13 protein-coding genes are annotated in these 20,005 nt (G+C 38.6%); 9 read left to right on the forward strand and 4 right to left on the reverse strand.

The annotated features are described in order from the left end of the window. Positions 1 to 110 precede the first annotated feature (110 nt). From RT138_RS01480 to RT138_RS01505, 6 genes are all read left to right on the forward strand, one after another. Positions 111 to 2,135, forward strand: a complete 2,025-nt coding sequence (locus RT138_RS01480) for a beta-L-arabinofuranosidase domain-containing protein (RefSeq protein ID WP_313189212.1) — start codon at positions 111 to 113, stop codon at positions 2,133 to 2,135. Positions 2,136 to 2,154: 19 nt separating this feature from the next. Then, positions 2,155 to 2,763, forward strand: a complete 609-nt coding sequence (locus RT138_RS01485; RefSeq protein WP_313189213.1) for a DUF5009 domain-containing protein — start codon at positions 2,155 to 2,157, stop codon at positions 2,761 to 2,763. Positions 2,764 to 2,817: 54 nt separating this feature from the next. Then, on the forward strand, positions 2,818 to 3,270 hold the full coding sequence (locus tag RT138_RS01490; protein WP_313189214.1) for a hypothetical protein: 453 nt from the start codon (positions 2,818 to 2,820) through the stop codon (positions 3,268 to 3,270). A gap of 68 nt (positions 3,271 to 3,338) precedes the next feature. Continuing rightward, on the forward strand, positions 3,339 to 4,190 hold the full coding sequence (locus RT138_RS01495) for a helix-turn-helix domain-containing protein (protein WP_313189215.1): 852 nt from the start codon (positions 3,339 to 3,341) through the stop codon (positions 4,188 to 4,190). A gap of 98 nt (positions 4,191 to 4,288) precedes the next feature. Continuing rightward, on the forward strand, positions 4,289 to 5,626 hold the full coding sequence (locus RT138_RS01500; protein WP_313189216.1) for an amidohydrolase: 1,338 nt from the start codon (positions 4,289 to 4,291) through the stop codon (positions 5,624 to 5,626). A gap of 2 nt (positions 5,627 to 5,628) precedes the next feature. After that, positions 5,629 to 6,300 carry an ankyrin repeat domain-containing protein gene (locus RT138_RS01505; RefSeq protein ID WP_313189217.1) on the forward strand — a complete coding sequence of 224 codons (672 nt, stop codon included), beginning with the start codon at positions 5,629 to 5,631 and terminating at the stop codon, positions 6,298 to 6,300. A 39-nt stretch (positions 6,301 to 6,339) separates the two neighbouring features. Here the strand turns inward: RT138_RS01505 and RT138_RS01510 are convergent, their stop codons facing one another. Next, on the reverse strand, positions 6,340 to 8,169 hold the full coding sequence (locus tag RT138_RS01510) for an alpha-L-fucosidase (RefSeq protein ID WP_313189218.1): 1,830 nt from the start codon (positions 8,167 to 8,169) through the stop codon (positions 6,340 to 6,342). A 304-nt stretch (positions 8,170 to 8,473) separates the two neighbouring features. On the opposite strand from RT138_RS01510, the gene RT138_RS01515 reads away from it, so the two are divergent. Beyond that, complete coding sequence (locus RT138_RS01515; RefSeq protein WP_313189219.1) at positions 8,474 to 9,283, forward strand: helix-turn-helix transcriptional regulator; 810 nt, start codon at positions 8,474 to 8,476, stop codon at positions 9,281 to 9,283. Here RT138_RS01515 and RT138_RS01520 read toward each other — a convergent pair. Both RT138_RS01520 and RT138_RS01525 read right to left on the reverse strand, forming a co-directional pair. Then, positions 9,280 to 11,727, reverse strand: a complete 2,448-nt coding sequence (locus RT138_RS01520) for an outer membrane beta-barrel family protein (protein ID WP_313189220.1) — start codon at positions 11,725 to 11,727, stop codon at positions 9,280 to 9,282. The genes RT138_RS01515 and RT138_RS01520 overlap by 4 nt on opposite strands. A 151-nt stretch (positions 11,728 to 11,878) precedes the next feature. Then, a complete protein-coding gene (locus tag RT138_RS01525) occupies positions 11,879 to 14,053 on the reverse strand; it encodes a S9 family peptidase (protein ID WP_313189221.1) in 2,175 nt (724 codons plus the stop codon). Between the two features lie 397 nt (positions 14,054 to 14,450). Between RT138_RS01525 and RT138_RS01530 the strand changes: the two genes are divergently transcribed. Together RT138_RS01530 and RT138_RS01535 are read left to right on the forward strand one after the other, a co-directional pair. Next, complete coding sequence (locus tag RT138_RS01530; protein WP_313189222.1) at positions 14,451 to 17,525, forward strand: TonB-dependent receptor; 3,075 nt, start codon at positions 14,451 to 14,453, stop codon at positions 17,523 to 17,525. A 15-nt stretch (positions 17,526 to 17,540) separates the two neighbouring features. Next, positions 17,541 to 19,052 (forward strand): RagB/SusD family nutrient uptake outer membrane protein, encoded by a 1,512-nt coding sequence (locus tag RT138_RS01535; protein ID WP_313189223.1) that lies wholly within the window; start codon positions 17,541 to 17,543, stop codon positions 19,050 to 19,052. Positions 19,053 to 19,102: 50 nt separating this feature from the next. On the opposite strand, the gene RT138_RS01540 is transcribed toward RT138_RS01535, so the two are convergent. After that, positions 19,103 to 19,648 (reverse strand): hypothetical protein, encoded by a 546-nt coding sequence (locus tag RT138_RS01540; protein WP_313189224.1) that lies wholly within the window; start codon positions 19,646 to 19,648, stop codon positions 19,103 to 19,105. Positions 19,649 to 20,005 lie beyond the last annotated feature (357 nt).

The raw sequence follows: 20,005 nt of genomic DNA on the forward strand, positions 1-20,005 counted from the left end.
CCAAAAACAAAAGCTAATTTCTTTACTTAAATGGGAAATGATTATTAAAAAAGCCTTAACTTCATGCTAGTGAATCTCCTTGCTGATTTACCTCAAATAAACCTAATACCATGAATAAACTAATCAAATTGTCTTTTAGTGCTCTTCTATTGACGTTCGGAACTGTTCATCTTCAAGCCCAACCTTATATACAGAATAAGGCACCCCTCATCCAGAAACCTTTTATGGAATTACCTTTGGGAGCTATAAAACCTCAGGGTTGGTTGAAGGAAATGCTGAACTCCCAGAGAAATGGAGCTACAGGACAATTGGATCAGCTCTATCCATTAGTCATGGGAGACAGAAATGGCTGGCTTGGGGGAGATGGTGATCAATGGGAGCGAGGACCTTATTGGGTGGATGGATTATTGCCCTTAGCATATCAATTAAATGATAAGGGATTAAAAGCAAAAGCGCAACGCTGGGTGGAATGGGCCTTGCAAAGTCAATCTGAAGATGGCTATTTTGGGCCGGCAAAGGATTATGATCATGAACCAGGAATTCAGCGGAACAATTCACATGATTGGTGGCCAAAGATGGTCATGCTCAAGATACTGCAACAGTATTATTCTGCGACTGAAGATCAAAGGGTAGTAAACCTCTTTACCAAATATTTTCACTATCAACTTAGAACCTTAGAAGAGAAACCACTAGGACATTGGACCTTTTGGGCTGAATACCGTTCAGCCGATAACCTTCAGGCTGTTTATTGGCTTTACAACATCACGGAAGACCCTAAATTGCTGGAGCTTGCAGATATCTTGCATGCCCAAGGTTTTGATTTTACCCAAAAGTTCATTCAGCGGAATATGTTGGCTACTTTTAGAAGCATTCATTGTGTGAATTTAGCGCAAGGGCTGAAAGAACCAGTTATTTTTTACCAACAAAGTAAAGACCCAAAACATCTAGCCGCAGTGAAACAGGGCTTATCTGATATTAAATTATTTAATGGTCAGGCACAAGGGATGTACGGCGGGGATGAGGCCCTGCATGGTAGTAACCCGACGCAGGGATCAGAACTCTGTTCAGCGGTTGAATTAATGTTTTCCTTGGAAAAGATGCTGGAAATAACCGGAGATGTTGGTTTTGCAGAACACTTAGAAAAAGTGGCATTCAATGCATTGCCAACCCAGATTTCAGATGATTTTATGCGCCGTCAATATTTTCAGCAGGCCAATCAGGTTCAAATCACTAGACAGATGTACAATTTTGATGTCAATCATCAAGGGACCGATGTGGTTTTTGGACTTTTGACAGGCTACCCATGTTGTACATCCAATATGCATCAAGGTTGGCCTAAATTCACGCAAAATCTCTATTACGCAACCGCAAAGAAAGGAATTGCATCCATGATCTATGCGCCTTCATCTGCTGTTGTAAAAGTTGGCCAAGCTGGAAAAACCGTTCAGGTTTCGCAGGAGACTTTTTATCCTTTTGAAAATAGGATCAACCTTACATTTAATCACAGAGAAAGTGCTATTGAATTTCCTTATCAGCTACGGATTCCCACTTGGACAAAAAATGCCAAAATCCTGATCAACGGGGAAGAGTTCAAAGTTGATACAAAACCTGGTTCTGTAATCGAAATAAATAGAGCCTGGAAAAACAATGATGTCATGACTTTGGACTTTCCTATGGAGTTTAACTTTGAAACCTATCACGAAGGTTCTCGTGCCATAGAAAGAGGTCCATTGGTATATGCCTTGGATATCCCGGGTGAAGAGAAAGAGGTGTTCCTTGAAGACAAGGAAAAGGTCGCCTATGGAGATTCATTTATTGAGGTCCGGCCAACGGCTGATTGGAATTACGGTTTGCCTTTGTTCAACAAAAATGAAATGGCTTCGCTATTTCAGGTTTCTGAAAAGGACAATACCAATAAAGCCTATCCTTGGAACCGTGAAAATGCACCAATTGAATTAAAAGTAAAAGCGAGGCAACTTCCCTTTTGGAAATTATATAATGGAATGGCAGGACCGATGCCGACAGCTGATATGTATGGATTAAATATCAATGATTTAAAAGAAGTTGAAATCCGTTTGATACCTTATGGTTGTACCACCTTAAGGATCTCTCAATTTCCTATGCTTAGAAAATAAACCTATTGAACCCTATTTTATGAAAGTTATCCCTTCACAACGATTAGAGTCCCTAGATATTCTCAGGGGGCTGGACCTGTTTCTGTTGGTTTTTTTACAGCCTGTTCTGATGTCAGTAGGACAAATATGGGACAACCCAGCATATCACAGTATGTTGACTCAGTTTGAACATGAAGCTTGGGAAGGTTTTAGACTCTGGGATCTCATTATGCCCTTATTCCTCTTTATGACAGGGATTACCATCCCGTTTTCTTTAGATAGAAAAATCGGAAAGGATAGCCCCGACGTATACAGACACATCATAAGGAGATTTCTGATTTTGTGGATTTTAGGAATGATTGTTCAGGGCAATCTCTTGGCATTTGATTGGAAGGTATTACGATTATATTCCAATACCTTACAAGCTATCGCTACAGGATATCTTATTACCTCTTTGGCTTACCTTCATTTCAGCTTCAAAAAACTCATCGGTATGGGTTTGTCCTTATTGATCATTTATTCCATCCCCATGTCTACTTGGGGTGGTTATGAACCCAATTATAATTTTGCCATCTATCTCGATAAAATGTTCCTTCAAAATTTCATGGATGGAGTGAAATGGCAAGGCGATGAATGGGTGTTTTCCTAACATTATCAATATACATGGATCTGGAGTAGCTTAACCTTTATCGTTACAGTTTTGATGGGATGCCTCACAGGGAAAGTAATAAAGGATGGCAAAGATAAAGATCCAAATGGAACAACCGTAAAATTGATCATTGCAGGTGTAGTTTGTATTGCCGTTAGCTTATTATGGCAATTTCAACAACCAATAATCAAGAAAATCTGGACAGGGAGCATGACCCTGTTTTCAGGTGGAATATGTATCTTATTAATGGCCATATTCTATTATGCGATTGATGTCAAGCAAATTAAAATGCCCTTTCGCTGGTTAAAAGTTTATGGAATGAATTCCATCGTTGCTTACGGATTAGCGGAAGTTATCGATTTCAGGAGCTTGGTTCATTCTTTAACTTTTGGTTTAGAAAAACACTACGAAGAATATGCCCATTTGATCCTGACCATAGGGAATTACTCCATTGTCCTACTTATCCTTATTTTCTTATATAAAAGAGGGATTTTTGTCAAAATCTAGATTTGAACAGATGATTCCGTTTGCTATTCCTTAATTTTAGGTTTCTTAATCTTATCAGAGGAAATCAGATGGATGAAAAAAATGTAATTCCTACACTTGATATGCATGGTTTTCGTGAGGAGCAATTCGCTGGTAAGAAAGAATTGCTCTTTAATGAAATCCTAGGCGAAAAGATAATTGAGAAACCCCATAAGCATGATTTCTTTATTATTATCCTGTTTGATCATGCCTCAGGAATCCACAACATCGATTCTGTTGATTATATCATCGGGAACAGGGAAGTCCATGTGCTTTTTCCTGATCAGATCCACAAATGGCATATCCAGGAGGGTTCAAAGGGATACCAGCTCATGATTGACAAGACCTTTCTTGAACAGTTTGCACCAGCATTTCGTTATTCTTTTACAAATTATCAGAACCATCCAGTAATTAGGCTCAGCAATGAAGCTTTCGAAAAATTGCTATATGAGTTCAATGCGATTCGAGATGAACTGTTGCTAACCCAACCTGTCAACCAATTGATCTCTGCACGTGCTGCTGTAATTGCCGCATTAGTGAGCAAGGAGGCCGAATTTGATATCGAGGAATTTAAGGTATATCAAACCAATCCAAGATTGGCTAGGTTCAATTGGCTTATTGATAAATTTTACAAGGAACAGAAATCGATATCTTTTTATGCAGAACAATTAAATATCAGTGCTAATTATCTCAATATCCTTTGTAAAAAGAATCTGAAGGTATCAGCAAACAAGCTTATCCATCAGCGAATTACTCTCGAATCAAAACGGCTATTACAAACTTCTGAGCGAAGCATTAAGGAAATTGCTTTTGACCTTGGTTTCTCCGACCATGCCTATTTCTCTAACTTCTTCAAGAACCAAACAGGCTTAAATCCAAGTCAATTTCGTTCTCAGTTATAAAATTTACAAGAAATTGGATGTAATTTCCAAGATATTGGAACCAGAGCAGCCTACCTTTGTATTATAGATCACATTAGCTCATTCAAAATTAATTGAATATGAAACTTTCAAGAAAAGACTTCTTACGGAATTCAGCCATGAGCGTTGCAGGAATAGCATTTGGAACGAATGCACTTGCTGCAAACGCAGATAAAATGGCTAGCGAGACTCCATCTATCAACTATTATAAAAACATGAAAAATCTTAAACTTAAAAATGTAAGGCTTGAAACTGGTTTTGAATATTTTGACGATGAGGTGGCTTCTACAAAAACTGATCTCTTTTCCATCGAGATCGAAAATGGTAAAATCAAAAATATCAGTGCCAATATGAATGATCCCGATGCAGTTGATGCCAAAGGACTATTGATGTTGCCTTCCTTTAAAGATATGCATATTCACCTTGATAAAACTTATTATGGTGATAAATGGCAAGCCGTAAAAAGAAGGAAAGGAGGAGTGAAGGGGATGATTGCCCTGGAACAGGAGATCATGCCGGAGCTATTGAAGACCTCAACCTTCAAAGCTGAGAAACTGATCGAGTTATTACAGTCCCATGGATCTGCATTTGCAAGGAGCCATGTCAATATTGAACCCACATCGAAATTAAATTCCCTAAAAAACCTCCAAAAGGCATTGGACCATAAAAAAGATGGTTTTGGAACTGAATTGGTAGCTTTTCCTCAACATGGGGTTTATTATACCGAGTCTGCTCCATATTTAAAAGAAGCTGCTAAAATGGATATTGATTTTATTGGCGGTCTTGATCCCTTCAGTATTGATGGAGCAATTGAAAAGACTGTGGATTTCACAGTGCAATTGGCCTTGGATAATCAAAAAGGAATTGATATCCATCTCCATGAAACAGGTGATTCCGGAGTGCAGACCATTGAATACCTGATTAAAAAGGTTAATGAAAATCCAATCCTGAAAGGAAAAACCTATTTGAGCCATTGTTTTGCCTTAGGAAAAATTGACCAAGCAAAACAAGAAGAATTAGCCGAAAAATTAGCTGAAGCTAAAGTGGGAATAATATCCACGGTTCCATTTGGAGGATTAATCATGCCAATTCCTACCTTGATGAACAAAGGGGTAGAAGTGTTGGTAGGTAATGATAGTATAGTTGATCATTGGAATACTTTTGGTTCTGGAAGTGTTTTGCAAAAAGCGAACTTGGCAGCACAGTTATATGGTTACAGCACAGAATTGGCCTTATCAAGAATGTTGAGCCTGGCAACTGCAGGTATCACACCATTGGACGACAAAGGTAATCAACTTTGGCCAAAGGTGGGTGATAATGCAGACTTGGTTCTGATTGATGCCAGTTGTTCTGCTGAAGCTGTATCAAGGGTTTCAGAAGTTAAATCTTTAATTTACAATGGAAAGGTAGTGTATTGATTATGAAAGTATTAACTATATTTATGTTCCTTGCATTAGGGTTTTCCTCTTGCCAGGCCTCAACAAAGAAAGAACAGGAGATAGAAATCGTGGATCAACAAGGATTAGTGAAAATGGTGGAAAGTAAAAATGTAAAGGGCGTGGAATCCGCATTGAAAGCTGGACAAGATGTCAATACGGTAGATGCCAATAAACGTAACTTGCTATTGATCGCTACGATAAACCAAGATTTGCCCATGGTAAAGTTGTTGGTTTCCTATAAAGCAGATGTTAACCAACAAGCTGATAATCTGGATAGTCCATTTCTGTATGCTGGTGCAACCGGTCAAACGGAACTGCTCAGGTTATTTTTAGAAAATGGAGCTAGGTTTGATGTGTTCAATCGTTATCATGGATCGGCATTGATTCCCGCTTGTGAACGAGGACATGTAGAGACAGTCAAATTATTGGCAAATACAAAGGGATATCCTATTGATCATGTGAATAGATTAGGATGGACCGCCTTAATGGAGGCAATCGTATTAGGTGATGGCACCGAAAAATACCAAGAGATTGTACAAATCCTAAAGGATGCAGGATCTAGAATGGATATTCCAGATAAAGATGGGATAAGTCCTGTTCAACATGCCAAAAACAGGGGATTCAAAGAAATCGTTAAAATAATAGAGGGATAAATCGAAAGATTTATCCCTCTATTATTTAGCTCTTCATTTTTAGAGATTACTTTCTATAGCACCTACCTCTTCCGAAAACAGTTCAATAGGTTTATCAAGCAAAACAGCAATTACTGTTGTATTTTTATCTAGCCTATCTTTAGGAATATCAATATAAACTATTCCAGGTGTAGCACTCCAATAAAGCTTGTTATAAATTTCATGGCCAATCATAGAACCTTCACCTACAATACGGATCCTCGCAATATTGTTCTTCAATCCCTTGATGGCAATTGGACCAGTAGGTTTACCCTCCACAAATAGATATAGCGTTTGTTTGTCTGGGGATAAGGCCGTTTTTCCGTTAAAGTGATTCGCTGGGATTCCTTTAGCTGCATCTTGGAGAACTTCAGCATGTTTTTTAACCCAGTTTTTAGTTTCTTCACTATGGAAGTTAAAGGATTCATCCAATTTGCTACCATCATCATTGATATAACCTTTGAATAGGTTTGCACCAATGGAGGTCATATCCACAATTTTACGGATAGACTCTTGCGGGGTTTTCGCATAGAGAAAGTCAGTAATGCCAACTGGTTCTGGTAGGATATGAGGATTAATTGAAGGTTTTTTGTCGAATTTTATGGCAACAACAGAAGCAACTGGGTCAAAATTAGCTGTAGGGATCTGCATCTTAAGTTTGCCAAAATTATACTCAAATGGAACATTTTCGTTTGTTCCTAACATTTTTATTTCCAAAGGCTCATCATCTATACCTTGCATTTCTACAAAGTCCTTCACCTGATCTAGGTAGATAAATATGGTTTTACCATCTTTAGAGATACTGTTCTTTTCATTTAGCAAATCTTGGGATAGACCAGCTCTAGTACCATAGATTGCTTCAGAATATTTCTTCGTCCACCTTGCTAACTCTTTCAGAATTGCAATCTGTTCTTCAGGAATGGTTCCGTCGGCCTTTGGGCCGATATCTAACAATAAGTTTCCACCCATTGCCAAACATTCAATTAAGGTCCTTACGATCATATTAGGACTCTTATAATGTTTGTCAAAATGCTGGTATCCCCAAGAGTCATTCATGGTATAGCACAATTCCCAATATCTATGATTAGGACGTTGAACTGGAATACCTTGTTCTGGAGTAGCGTAATCCCCGTGATTGTTCAGTCGGGAATTGATAATGATGTTTTTATTATACTTACGAAGTAAATCTAAAGTTTCCCTGGCTTTCCATTCATCAGAAGAATGCTCCCAGTCTCCATCAAACCAAATAAGGTCGGGTTTATAAGCAACTGATAATTCCTTTAACTGTCCTTGATAATAATCTTGAAATTTGGTCCATCGATTAGGCTCATCCTTGATATCATATCTTTTTTGTGTCCTCGTGATGATATCATAATTCGGGTGGCTCCAATCGGGCAAAGAGAAGTAAAGTCCTGTTTTTAGGCCCGAGGCTTTAAGCTCTTTCACAAAGGGAGTCAATACATCTTGTTTTGCAGCAGCGTCTTTGGCGATAGTAGTTGGTTGGTCCATTTTACTGTCCCATAGAGCTACTCCATCATGGTGTTTTGTGGTAATAACGGAATACTTAGCACCAGAATCTTTAATTAATTGAACCCACTCTTTCGGATCATACTTGTCTGCAGAAAATCCCTGGAGTTGTTTCATATAGTTTTCATGACTCAGATAATTATTGAAAAATGCCCAAGATTCTGATATCCCATCCACAGAGTATATTCCCCAATGAATAAAAATTCCTAATTTAGCATCATCAAACCATTCCATTTTTGGGCTTTCAACATCTTTTTTGTTTTCCTGCCCATTAGCATGTGTCATCAAAATCCCTAATGCCAAAGTGATTAGTGCGCGGCGCATAAAGTATATTAAAATGTTTAAGTTTCTACTTGACTAATAATGATACGGATAAATTCTTTAATAGCTTAAATAAAGCTGAAAATTCATATTTTTTTCTGAGATCGAGTTAGTCTTATTCGAGGCATATTCCGAATTTTCCGAATATGTCTCGAATAAGACCAAAGCAAAATCAAAAGCACAGTCTAAATGATTTTTCATTTTTTTGAATCATTGAATTTTCTGTTTTATCATTATTGGATTTCTAAAAAAATTAAGGAATTCCAATATATTTGATGGAATAGCGGAAATATTATAGTTTCACAAGATGCAAGGAAAGAAAATAACCATTAAGGATAAACTAGAGCCTCAGCGTTTGATAAAAATAGCAGCGTTTGATCGAGCTAAAAATCGAACGAGACCTCATAAACATAATGGTTATTTAGAATTGGTTTTCCTTTCTTCGACCAGCGGCAGACATTATATTGATGGGAGGGAAGCAGAGGTGAAAGTACCCTGTATCTTGGTGATCCGAAGGGATAATGTACATCATTGGGAATTGGAAAATCCGGTTGAAGGCTATGTTCTTTTGCTGAAGAAATTATTTGTGGAGCAAAGTTTAGATTTTGAAATCAGCAGGTTAGTGGAAGAGGTTGTCCAATTTGACCAAATCTTCTTAAAAGAGAAGCTTGTTATAGAGCAGATCTTAGGATTGTTGGCGACAGAGAATAATAAAATCGTACAGGAAGGGTTGTTTAAGGCCATGTTGGCAAAGGTGTTGGAGAATGCTGATCAACAGATTTCTTCAAAGTTCATCCAGAACAACCTGTATATAAAGTTCTGCGAGTTGCTGAACAAAGAGGCTAAAGTGGTCAACCATGTTGCTTACTATGCTTCCCAATTAAATACCAGTCCGCAGAATTTAAGTGCTGCCTGCAAGAAACATGTTAACCTTACGGCATCCGAAGTATTGGCGGGATACATTATCAAAGAAGCCAAAAGGCTATTGTTCTACACCTCAAACAGCATTTCAGAAATTGCTTTCATGTTAGGCTTCTCTGATAAATCGAATTTTTCAAAGTACTTTAAGCGCTATACAGGAATTACACCCACGGATTTCAAGAAACAAGATCCTTAAAATTCCTTCTCACCGAACTCACTTTTTGGTAGTTTAATGATCTGATTCAATTTATGCAGGTTGAAATTCAGGTTGATCAAAAAGACATTCTTTTCATAGATGTAATTTGTCGTGGTATAGAAATCATTTGAATAGGTCGTAATTCTTTGTTCATTTACTCCCCATTTCTTGTTAAGTTCGATAAACTGCCAAAGCAATTGAGCCGTAATGGCACCTTTTAAGAATCCCTTACTGAGGTTGAAATGTGGAGTCAGGAACCTTGAATCCTTTCCTTGAACTGTTGGTCTTTCGGATAGGTAATTGACCTGTAAACCGGTGCTCCAAGAGGGGGCAAAATCTGCTTGTATCCCAGCATTGATGGAGTACACCCAGTCTTGGTTTGTTCGGGTTTCTTGATAGTCCAGTACCTTTCCTGAAACCTTGTAGTTATAAATATTTGCACCTGCATTCACCTTTAACCAGGTCAATGGCTTTCCCTCACCACCGATTTCCATTCCATATCTTGAAGCATAATCGGCATTGGTAAATACACGACGTAAGATCGTATCCGCATAAACAGAGTTTACACGCTGGATTGGATTTTTAGTATGTTGATAGTACGCATTCAAAAATAAACTACCTGCATTTAATTTTTTCACAAGTCCCGTTTCCGCATTTGTGGTGAATTCAGGTAATAACTCTGGATCACCTTGTTCCAATGTTTCCGAATGTTCACGTTCAGGTATAGGGTTTAGCTCAAAGTTATTGTTTCGTTGGACCCTTCTTGCAGCTGCTAATTTCCATGACCAGCCAGCTCCCAGATCATGCATCAAATTAAAGCTTGGGTAGAGTTGGTGGATGGAATAAGGGTATTCTTGATTATTGTCCAATAGAAGGAGATCCCTTTGATAATACTCATAACGAAGACCAAGGGAAAGTTGTGTGTTGTTGAATTTCCGGTCATATTGGCTATACAGGGCATGTACTCGGTTGGTCGCATTTAATCGGCCCGTGAATTCAGGGTTTATTTGAAGGTTTTGATCAGATTTTTCTTTGTAGAAGTATTCAAAACTTCCCTTTTGCCTGTCATTCCTTAGTTGATAACCTGAAATCAATTCTGCATTGTCGAATTTCCATTGATGTTGTAGGGAGAGCCTCAATCCATGCAAAGGATTTGTATAGATATTATGGGACCATTGCACCGTATCGATGTTGTTTTCAATATTCCCATTTTTTGTGGAACCGTAGATGTTGGCAAATTCATAGATAGCTCCCAATTGTAGGAAGTGCCTTGGATTTATTTTATATTGATAAGAGAAGTCCACTAAGTAAAACTCACCTTGTTTGTTCTGTAGATTGGAATTGAAGTAATCTAAGCTGGAGATTTGATCGCCGTTGGAATGCTGGATAGTTCTGTTATTATAATGAATATCAGCGAGCCTATCTTGGAATCTTCTGGAAGCCAGAATCCCTAAATTCAGGTTGTGTTTTTCAGATAGTTCATATGCAGCGTTTAATCTTAATCCGAAGTTGTATTTGTCAAAACTACGTTCTCCTTTTGAAGGAAAGAAGGTTTGTTTATCTCCAATGATGGTGTTAACATCACCATCCCTGAAGCCGGCATTATCATTTCGAAGGTAGTTGGCAGATCCATTGAGTTCCAGCTTATCTTTTTTCAATTGGAAAGAAATATCACCTCCGAATCGTTTTTGACTTTCGATATTGTCATAATCGTCGATGCTAGGTAAGCCAGTCTGAAGGTTTAAGATCCATGCGAATCCATTTGCTGCTGATTTCTTTGTTTTTAAATTGATAATACCACCTTTTCCATCTGGATCATACTGCGCAGTAGGGCTTGTGATATATTCCACTTCTGAAACATCATTGGCAGCAATCTGCCCGAGTATGGTAGCAGGATCTAAAAAGGATGGTTTACCATTGATTAGTACGATAACACCTGAATTTCCACGCATACTGATGTTTCCATTGGCATCGACAGATGCTGAAGGAAGGTTTTTGACGATATCTAAAGCAGTTCCGCCTACAGCATTTTTATATTGGCTGGCTTGATAGGTCTGTCGATCACTGCTATGTTTCTGGGCAGCGATATTTGCCGTAACAGTTACCTGTTCTAAACTTTGCTGAGCACTTGAAATTAAGATGTTTCCTAAATCAATGGATTTTTGACCCTTAATTTCAATTGGACTGTTCTTTTGACGGTAACCAATAAACTTGATCTGTAATATGTATTGGCCATTTTTCAGGTCCGTAAACTGAAATCTACCGGTTGTGTCGGTAATCATTCCATCGATCACCTTTTTGTTGACATCTAATAATCCTATACTGGCATAGGCTATTGGCGCTGATGATAATGAGTCTTTTACTGTTCCGGAGATTTTTGATGTTTGGGCGATGCTAAATTGAACAGAGAAAATGAAGCAAAGTATGGCAATAATCCTTTTCAATGGTTTAAGTTTTTTTCAAAAATAGAAAAGTAAAACCAGGATATGGATTGGATTGGAAATTATACCATTATATTTTCAAATCGACTTTTAATAAATAGAAAAATCCCTGATACAGTTTGGTATCAGGGATTTTTTGTTGAAATCATTTAATCTATTTCTTAAGATATAGATCGAAGTATTTTGCAATTTTATCGTACATGTGGATTCTATCCTTTCCAACTACATTATGTTCATGGGTTGGATATAGGAAATAATCAACCTGTTTACCGGCTTCAATACATTTTTGGATAAATTCCATGCTATGTTGTTGAACTACTACAGGATCTTGAGCACCATGGATAATTAATAAGTGACCATTCAATCGATCAGCCTTGTCTAGCATAGAGGTTTTTTCATACCCTTCAGGATTTTCCTGTGGGGTATCCATATAGCGTTCGCCATACATTACTTCATAATATTTCCAATCGATTACCGGTCCACCTGCTACTGCAGCTTTAAAGATATCGTTATGTTTGGTCATCAATGAGCTCGTCATAAATCCACCAAAGCTCCAGCCAAATATCCCCAAGTTTTCTGCATCTACATAAGGTTGGGATTTAAGGTATTCAATACCTTTCAATTGATCAGCCATTTCGGCTTCACCTAGATTGCGATGGGTTACACGGGTAAAGTCACGACCGCGTGCATCGGAACCTCTATTGTCCATCGTAAATACTAGGTATCCTTGCTGTGCCATGTATAAATCGAAATAACCCACGCCACCTAACCATTTGTCCGTAACCAATTGCGCATGTGATCCACCATATAAATAAACCATCACAGGATATTTCTTATTGGGGTCGAAATTGACAGGATAGGTGATTCTAGCATTCAAAGGTGTTTTACCATCTGCTGAGGTCAGGGTTTTGAACTCAATTTTAGGTAAATCAACCTTTCCAGTGAATGGATTAGTTGCTGTAACCAGTTTTTCGGCCTTGTTAGATTTTTTGTCAATAACCTGAACGATATTAGGGATATCTAAATTGCTGTATTGATCCAAGATATACTTTCCAGAGCTACTAACAGTTGCATTATGGGTACCATTGATACTGGTCAGTTGGGAAGTTTTTCCAGATTTCAGATCGACTTCAAATAAATGGCGTTCCATTCCCTGATTACTGGCGCCAATGTAATATCCTTTACTTCCTTTCGCATCAAATCCTTGGAAATCTGTTACTATGACATCCTTATAACCTAAGTTTTTGATCAGTTTACCATCTGTGTTATAAAGATAAAGCTGGTTAAAGCCATCTTTATCGGTCTGGTATAAAAACTGATTTGGGTTATTTGGAAGGAATTCCAATGCTACCTGAGGTTCAACCCAAGATGTTGAAGATTCTTCGAATAAAGTTTGCACAAGAGCACCATTCTTAGCATCATATTTATTCAATTTTAGATGGTCCTGACCTCGGTTTAATACCCCAACATAGACAAACTCATTTGAAGGATCCCATGTTACCATCGTTAGGTATTGTTCTTTTGGTTCACCAGTTTGCAATTGGACATATTCTCCAGTTTCGGTATTGAAGATGTTCAATGTCACTTCCTCACTTTTCATACCAGCCATAGGATAGCGGATGTCCTTAATGCTGGCCACTCGGGTATCCCATTGCGGTAATGGATATTTGCTGACCATGGTTTCATCCTTGCGATAATAAAGCAGCTTTTTGTCATCTGGCGACCACCACATTCCTTTGGCAATGCCAAATTCATTACGGTGAACGACAGAGCTCCCATTGACGATGCCATCAACTGTGTCTTTGGTAACAGTGATTTTGCTGCCATCGGCTTTTAGGATTTCAATATTATTACCAATCAGGTAGGCTGTGTTTTTATTTGTATGGCTATATTCCTCAGCATCCCTGTTACTTGGAAGGGTCGCATTGAGCTTAGCTTTTTTGCTGTTTACATTGAAATTGATGTTATAGCTGTTCTTTTCACCATTGATAATCAGGTTGATGTTTTCCTTATCAATCCATTTGTAATTATTTGGAAAAGAGCGTAATGAGAATTTGTCATTTGCGGCTATTTCCTTTAAGGCTTGTAGGATATCGTTGGTTGAAGCCAATTGAACAGGATTCCAATTATTCTTTGCTTCGCGAGCCAATAGGTTTTGGTAAGTACTGTCCAGGTTGGAGAATGCATCTGCATCTTTGATCCATTTTGCTGCAGTCAGTGTTTTAGGAGCAAATTTGCTTGGTCCATAAACCGTTTCATCGATTGTGAAACCTCTTTGACCATAAGCAACTGAAGAGCTTAATAATAGTAATACCAGTAGCTTTTTCATTGTTTAATCAAATTTTATGATGACGAAATTAAGGAATTGTTAGGAAAGGAAGGGAGAAAATGGAAAAAGTCAGGATAGTACAGGATACGTAATCGGAAAGAGAGGACTATCTTAGGTTTAACTTGAACTGGGACAACCACATATTGCTCAGACAATTAACCATATAACCTGTAAACACTAATTAAGAACGGACTCAGAATAGTTAGATACAAAAATTACATATAAGATCCAGGGTAATCTTGGAATTTGAGTGGATTTCTACTCAATGGGATTTAGTTGCCTTTAAATAGGGCGAGGTGGGCGTGTATTGGTTTTAGGTTAAGAGTTTTAGGAGCTGGTTTTTCTGTTTTTTAAGAAAACAAATAACACATAATATAAACCTTTTAAACTTAAAACCATGATGAGAACCTACATCCGATGTGTTCCTTTATTGTTATTTTTCTTGTTTGCAAAAATGACATATGCCCAGGAACTCACGATTACTGGACGAGTTACCTCGACTAACAACGAGCCCTTAGCAGGTGTTTCGATCAAGAGTAGCTCAGGCAATGCCAGTACAAGCACTGATACCAATGGTGCTTATGAAATCAAGACCAGTTCAAATGCCAACCTGACCTTCACTTTTATAGGTTATATTACCCATAGCGAATCGGTCAACAACCGACCGGAAATCAATGTGCAGATGAGTACCTCATCGGAATCCATTGAAGAAGTGGTGGTAGCTGTAGGTTATGGGGTCGTCAAGAAAAGTGATCTGACCGGTGCAGTTGGTACCGTTCAGGGCGAGGCATTGCGGGAAAGACCTGCATCCAATCTGAACCAAGCCCTAGGAGGAAAAATAACGGGTTTGAATGTTTCCACCAGTTCTGGCCGTCCAGGTGGTCGGGCCAATATCAGGATCCGGGGTTCAAGTTCCATCTCCACCACCAATAATCCATTGTACGTTATAGATGGTGTAATCATGAGTAGAGATGGATTACAGAATGGCAGTTCACCGATTGACTATATCAATCCTAATGATATTGCTTCCGTGGAGGTATTGAAGGACGCCTCATCAACGGCTATCTATGGTGCCCGTGGTGCCAACGGAGTCGTTATTGTAACCACCAAGCGTGGTACTTCTGGAGGCGGACGCGCCACATATGATGCAGAGGTTGGAGTAGGATATGCACCAAAATTATTGCCAGTTTTGAGTTCAGAAGAATTCTTGGCTGTTGAAGAATTAACCGATGAGAATGCCAAGAAATTTGACCCTGTAGGCTGGGCAACAGGAACAAAATATACCGATCCTAAAACCAAACGGACCAACCCATTGCTTTTTGATTCCAATGGTAAACCACTTTACAATACGGATTGGCAGAAGGAAGCTTTCCGAAACGCCATTACGCAGAACCATCAATTGGCTTTTACCAATGGAAATGAAAAAGGTTCCTACGGTGGTTTTGTGAATTATAGAAATGAACAAGGTGTTGCATATGGCTCTTGGCAGAAAAGATATTCAGCAAGATTTGTATTTGATACCGAGATCAAGGATTGGTTAAAGGTAGGAGGGGTATTGAGCTATACGGATCAAAAGGATAAGCAGGTTGATGAATTGGGCGGTGGTGGAATTACCATGATGCGCCAGGTACTTGAGGCATTGCCATTGATACCTGTTCGCTATGCAGATGGTAGATGGGCAAGTAATCGCGATTATCCAGGAATGGAAGGCGGTGATAACCCAATCCGTGTTGCAGATGAAAGGCTTTATTACCTATCTACCCAACCCTTTATTGGTAATATGTATGCCAATATAAAATTAATGGATGGTTTGGAGTTCCGGACTTCAATTGGAACCAATATCATCAATCAACGTAAGGATTATGCTGCAGCAGCAGGTCTGCAATATATATCAAGTGATGGATCGGCCAATGTGGACAATAAGCGATTCAACTCCTGGCAGTTTGAGAACTATTTTACCTACCTGAAAGATTTTGGAAATATTCATTCCATTAATGCTATGTTAGGTTTCTCATGGCAGCATACCGATTATTTTGGTTCCTATGCCAGCTCCAGCAAGTACACTGATTTCTACTATCAATTCAATAATTTGGGAGCAGGGGCAACCATGAATGCACCTTCTTCAGGTGCGAATGCCAATGGTTTGAACTCTTACTTCACGAGGATCAACTATACCCTGTTGAACAAATACCTATTTACCTTTACGGGGCGTGTGGATGGATCTTCCAAATTTGGACAGGATAACCAATATGCCTTTTTCCCATCTGCTGCAGTAGCATGGAAAATCAATGAAGAGAACTTCTTAAAAGATTCGGAGAGCATCTCCAATTTGAAGTTAAGGATGAGCTACGGAGCAACAGGTAACTCTGAAATCCCAGCCTACCGCGCATTAGCCGGTATGGGGAACTATGAAATTATTCAAGGTGGTGATCGTATGGTTGGAGTAGGGACTGGTAGAATTGCCAATCCAACTTTAAAATGGGAGCGGACGGAACAGGTCGATCTGGGACTTGAGTTAGGTTTGTTCCAAAACAAGTTGAACTTCGAATTGGATGTATATCACCGTCAGGTGAACGATATGCTACTCGATGCCCCAATTCCATTGTCCAGTGGGTATGGGACCATTTTCAGGAATATTGGAAGTATGAAAAATGATGGGATAGAATTTGGCGTCAACGTGGCCAATATCGGCAATGATGTTTTCAGTTGGTCAGGATTGTTTAATTTCTCCTACAATAGAAACCAAGTTTTGAGATTGATTGGTGGAGCTGATATCTATAGTGGTGCGACCATTATCAGAGAAGGTGAGCCGGTTGGGTCTTTTTGGGGTTTCCAGCATTTAGGGACCTGGTCCAGCGCCGACGAAGCTGAAGCCAAGAAATATAATATGCTTCCGGGTGATGTGCGATATCAGGATATCAATGGAGATGGCGTCATCAATGATAATGATAAAACCATTATTGGTAGAGGGATTCCTGATGGTTATGGAACATTCTCCAATACCTTCAAATATAAAAATCTATCCCTATTGATCGATTTACAATATATGTTTGGTAATGATGTGATTGATCGCAGTATTCACTCCGCTGAGGACAGACAAGGGATAGCAAACAGTTATAAGACGGTATTGAACGCTTGGACAGAGAGTAACCAAAACACTCCGATTGCACAGGTACGACCTATCAATGCCTACTATACGACAAATAACGACAGCCATAAAGTTTCTGATGCTTCCTTTATCAGAGGTAGAAACCTAATGCTTTCTTATACATTGAATCCAGATGTAGTTTCAAGAATGAAATTGGATCGATTGCGCTTTTTTGCTTCCGTACAGAACTTCTTTGTGATCACGAAATATTCTGGTTATGATCCAGAGGTTTCTAACTCGGGATCTGCATTTGATCAGGGATTTGGTCTATATGATTATCCAAGACCAAGGGTATTTACATTCGGATTAAACATTGGATTATAATAAAACAGGAAAATCATGAAATACATTAAATATATCAAGAGAACGATTCAATTAACTACAGCCGTAGTATTAACGGCAGGTATAGTAGGCTGTTCGGGGTTTTTGGATGAATCCGATCCCAGTAATTTTACAGTGGAGAACTATTTCACCAAACCTGAACATGCCCGCAGTTCCGTAAGTGCTATTTACGCCAATTTAAGAAACCCAATGGTAAGTGGATTTGGAGGGGGAACCTGGATGATGCTTGAATTTGCTACGGGATTGGCGGGAACTGATTTAGGTCAGGCGGTAAACAGTTACTATGTAAAGGACCTCAGAAACACTTCAGACAATGGCTATGGCCTAGATTATTGGACGACCTATTATAAAGGTATCGGGAATGCCAACCTTTCAATTACGTACATCCCTCAAATCACGATGGATGAAGCTGAAAAGAAGAAGATCTTAGGTGAAGCTCATTTCTTAAGGGCATTTTTCTATTTTAATCTGGTGCAGATGTTTGGGGAAATCCCTTTGGTAACGGAAGCTGTAAGTCTGACATCAGAGCAGCTTTATCCAGAACAGGCAACCGTAGAGAAGGTCTATGAATTAATAGTAAGTGATCTGAAAGTTGCAGAGAACTCCGGTTTGCCATGGAGTGATCAAAGTGGGAAAGTAAATATGGGAATTGTTAAATCCTTGATGGCAAAGGTTTACTTGACCATGGCCGGTTATCCATTGAACAAAGGAGCAGCTTATTTTGACCTTTCGGCCAAGGCATCTGAAGAAGTCATCAATTCCAAGCAATATCAATTGTTCCCTGCCTATGCCGATCTGCATGATCCCAAAAAGAAAAATGGGGTAGAGAATATCTTTAGCATTCAATATAAAACGCAGGTCATTGCCTCCAATTGGCAAGTCGCCATCATTCCTTACAACAAGAATATATCTGCGTATTCAGATGAAACAGGTGGAATCTATGCTACCAAGGATTTTGTGGAATCCTATGATGCAAATGACTTACGACGAGCTGAAAAGCAGTTTTTCTTTACCAAATATACCCATGAATCTGATCGTAGCAAAGAAGTCAATTTAGGGGGATATTTCCTATATAAGCATTTTGATGAGGCGGCGCAGACAAGTACGACAAACAGTGACCTGAATTGGTCTATCCTTCGATATGCTGATTTGTTGTTGATGTATGCTGAGGCAGCAAATGAAGTGTCTGGACCTAACCAAAAGGTATATGATGCGGTCAATGCGATCAGGAAAAGAGCTGAACTTCCAAACTTGAGCGGCTTGTCCAAGGATCAACTTCGGGAAGCTATCTGGAAAGAGCGTTGGCATGAGCTGTGTTATGAAAATGTCACATGGTTTGATATGGTACGTTTGAGGAAGGCTTTCAATGTGAGTACCAAGAAGTTTGATAATTATGTAGGGCATAAATTCTCCTATGGACCTGTGTTGACAGAAAGAGAATTATTGTTTCCAAAGCCTACAGCAGAAATCAGAAATAATAATAAACTAGTGCAGAATAAGGGCTATTAAGTGTTATAGATGTTTGTTTAGAAAGCCGTCGTAAGACGGCTTTCTTTTTTTTAAAACTTATATCGTGCTAACATACCTCCTCGGTTTGAGGTTTTTGTTCCAGAAAAACCAGTTTCAATCTCGATGATATCCTTATTGGTCAATGGTATTTGGTAGCCTGCAAACAAAGATCGGTATAAAGCAGGCTTGAAATCAGGACCTATCTTTTGTCCATCAGCTTTTTGTAAGGTGCTACCTTCATAGGCTAATCCTAATGAACCGGCAATATATAGGTTCTTCAATAAATAATATCGAATTCCTCCATTCAGAGAAAAAACCTCATGTTTCCAGATTTCAGGCATCGTTAAAAGAACATTTTTGGATATACCCCGAACGGTGACTTCATAATTTAAGGTTGAAAAGAAACTTATTTTATTTAAAGGTCGGTACTCATAGATCATCCCTACTCCATAGGAAGCGCCGTGAATGGAAAAATCATAACCAAGCATCGGACCAATTCCGATTGAATGTGTTTTTGGAGCAAAAGTGTCTTGGGCATAACTGATATTCAGCGCACAGCAGCAGAGAATCAGTGTCGAAAATAAAGGATAGTTCATTTGAAAATTATTTATATTAAAACGATAATTATTTCTGTACAGTGAAATTATTCCAAAGTAATTTAAAAAGAAAATTATTTAACGTTTTTAACGAGATAACTTGTTTATTATTAAAAAGTTAGGATTGATTTATACTTGGTCTCTAGGAAGATATTAATCTATATTCGGCTTGTTATTTATATTTTTAAGCGTTTATTTTTATTTATAATGATAAATAATTGTTTTTTTGGTAAGGGGTATATTTTGTATTTCATTTTTATATATTTTTGCTTTCTGAATCTATAAGTCTTTAGTTTTAAGGTATTTCATGAGCAGTTTGAAAAATCGAAAAAGCCGTTCACTAATTATTTACTAGAC

The sequence above is a fragment of the Sphingobacterium sp. genome (assembly GCF_032065005.1).
Classification (GTDB): Bacteria; Bacteroidota; Bacteroidia; order Sphingobacteriales; family Sphingobacteriaceae; genus Sphingobacterium.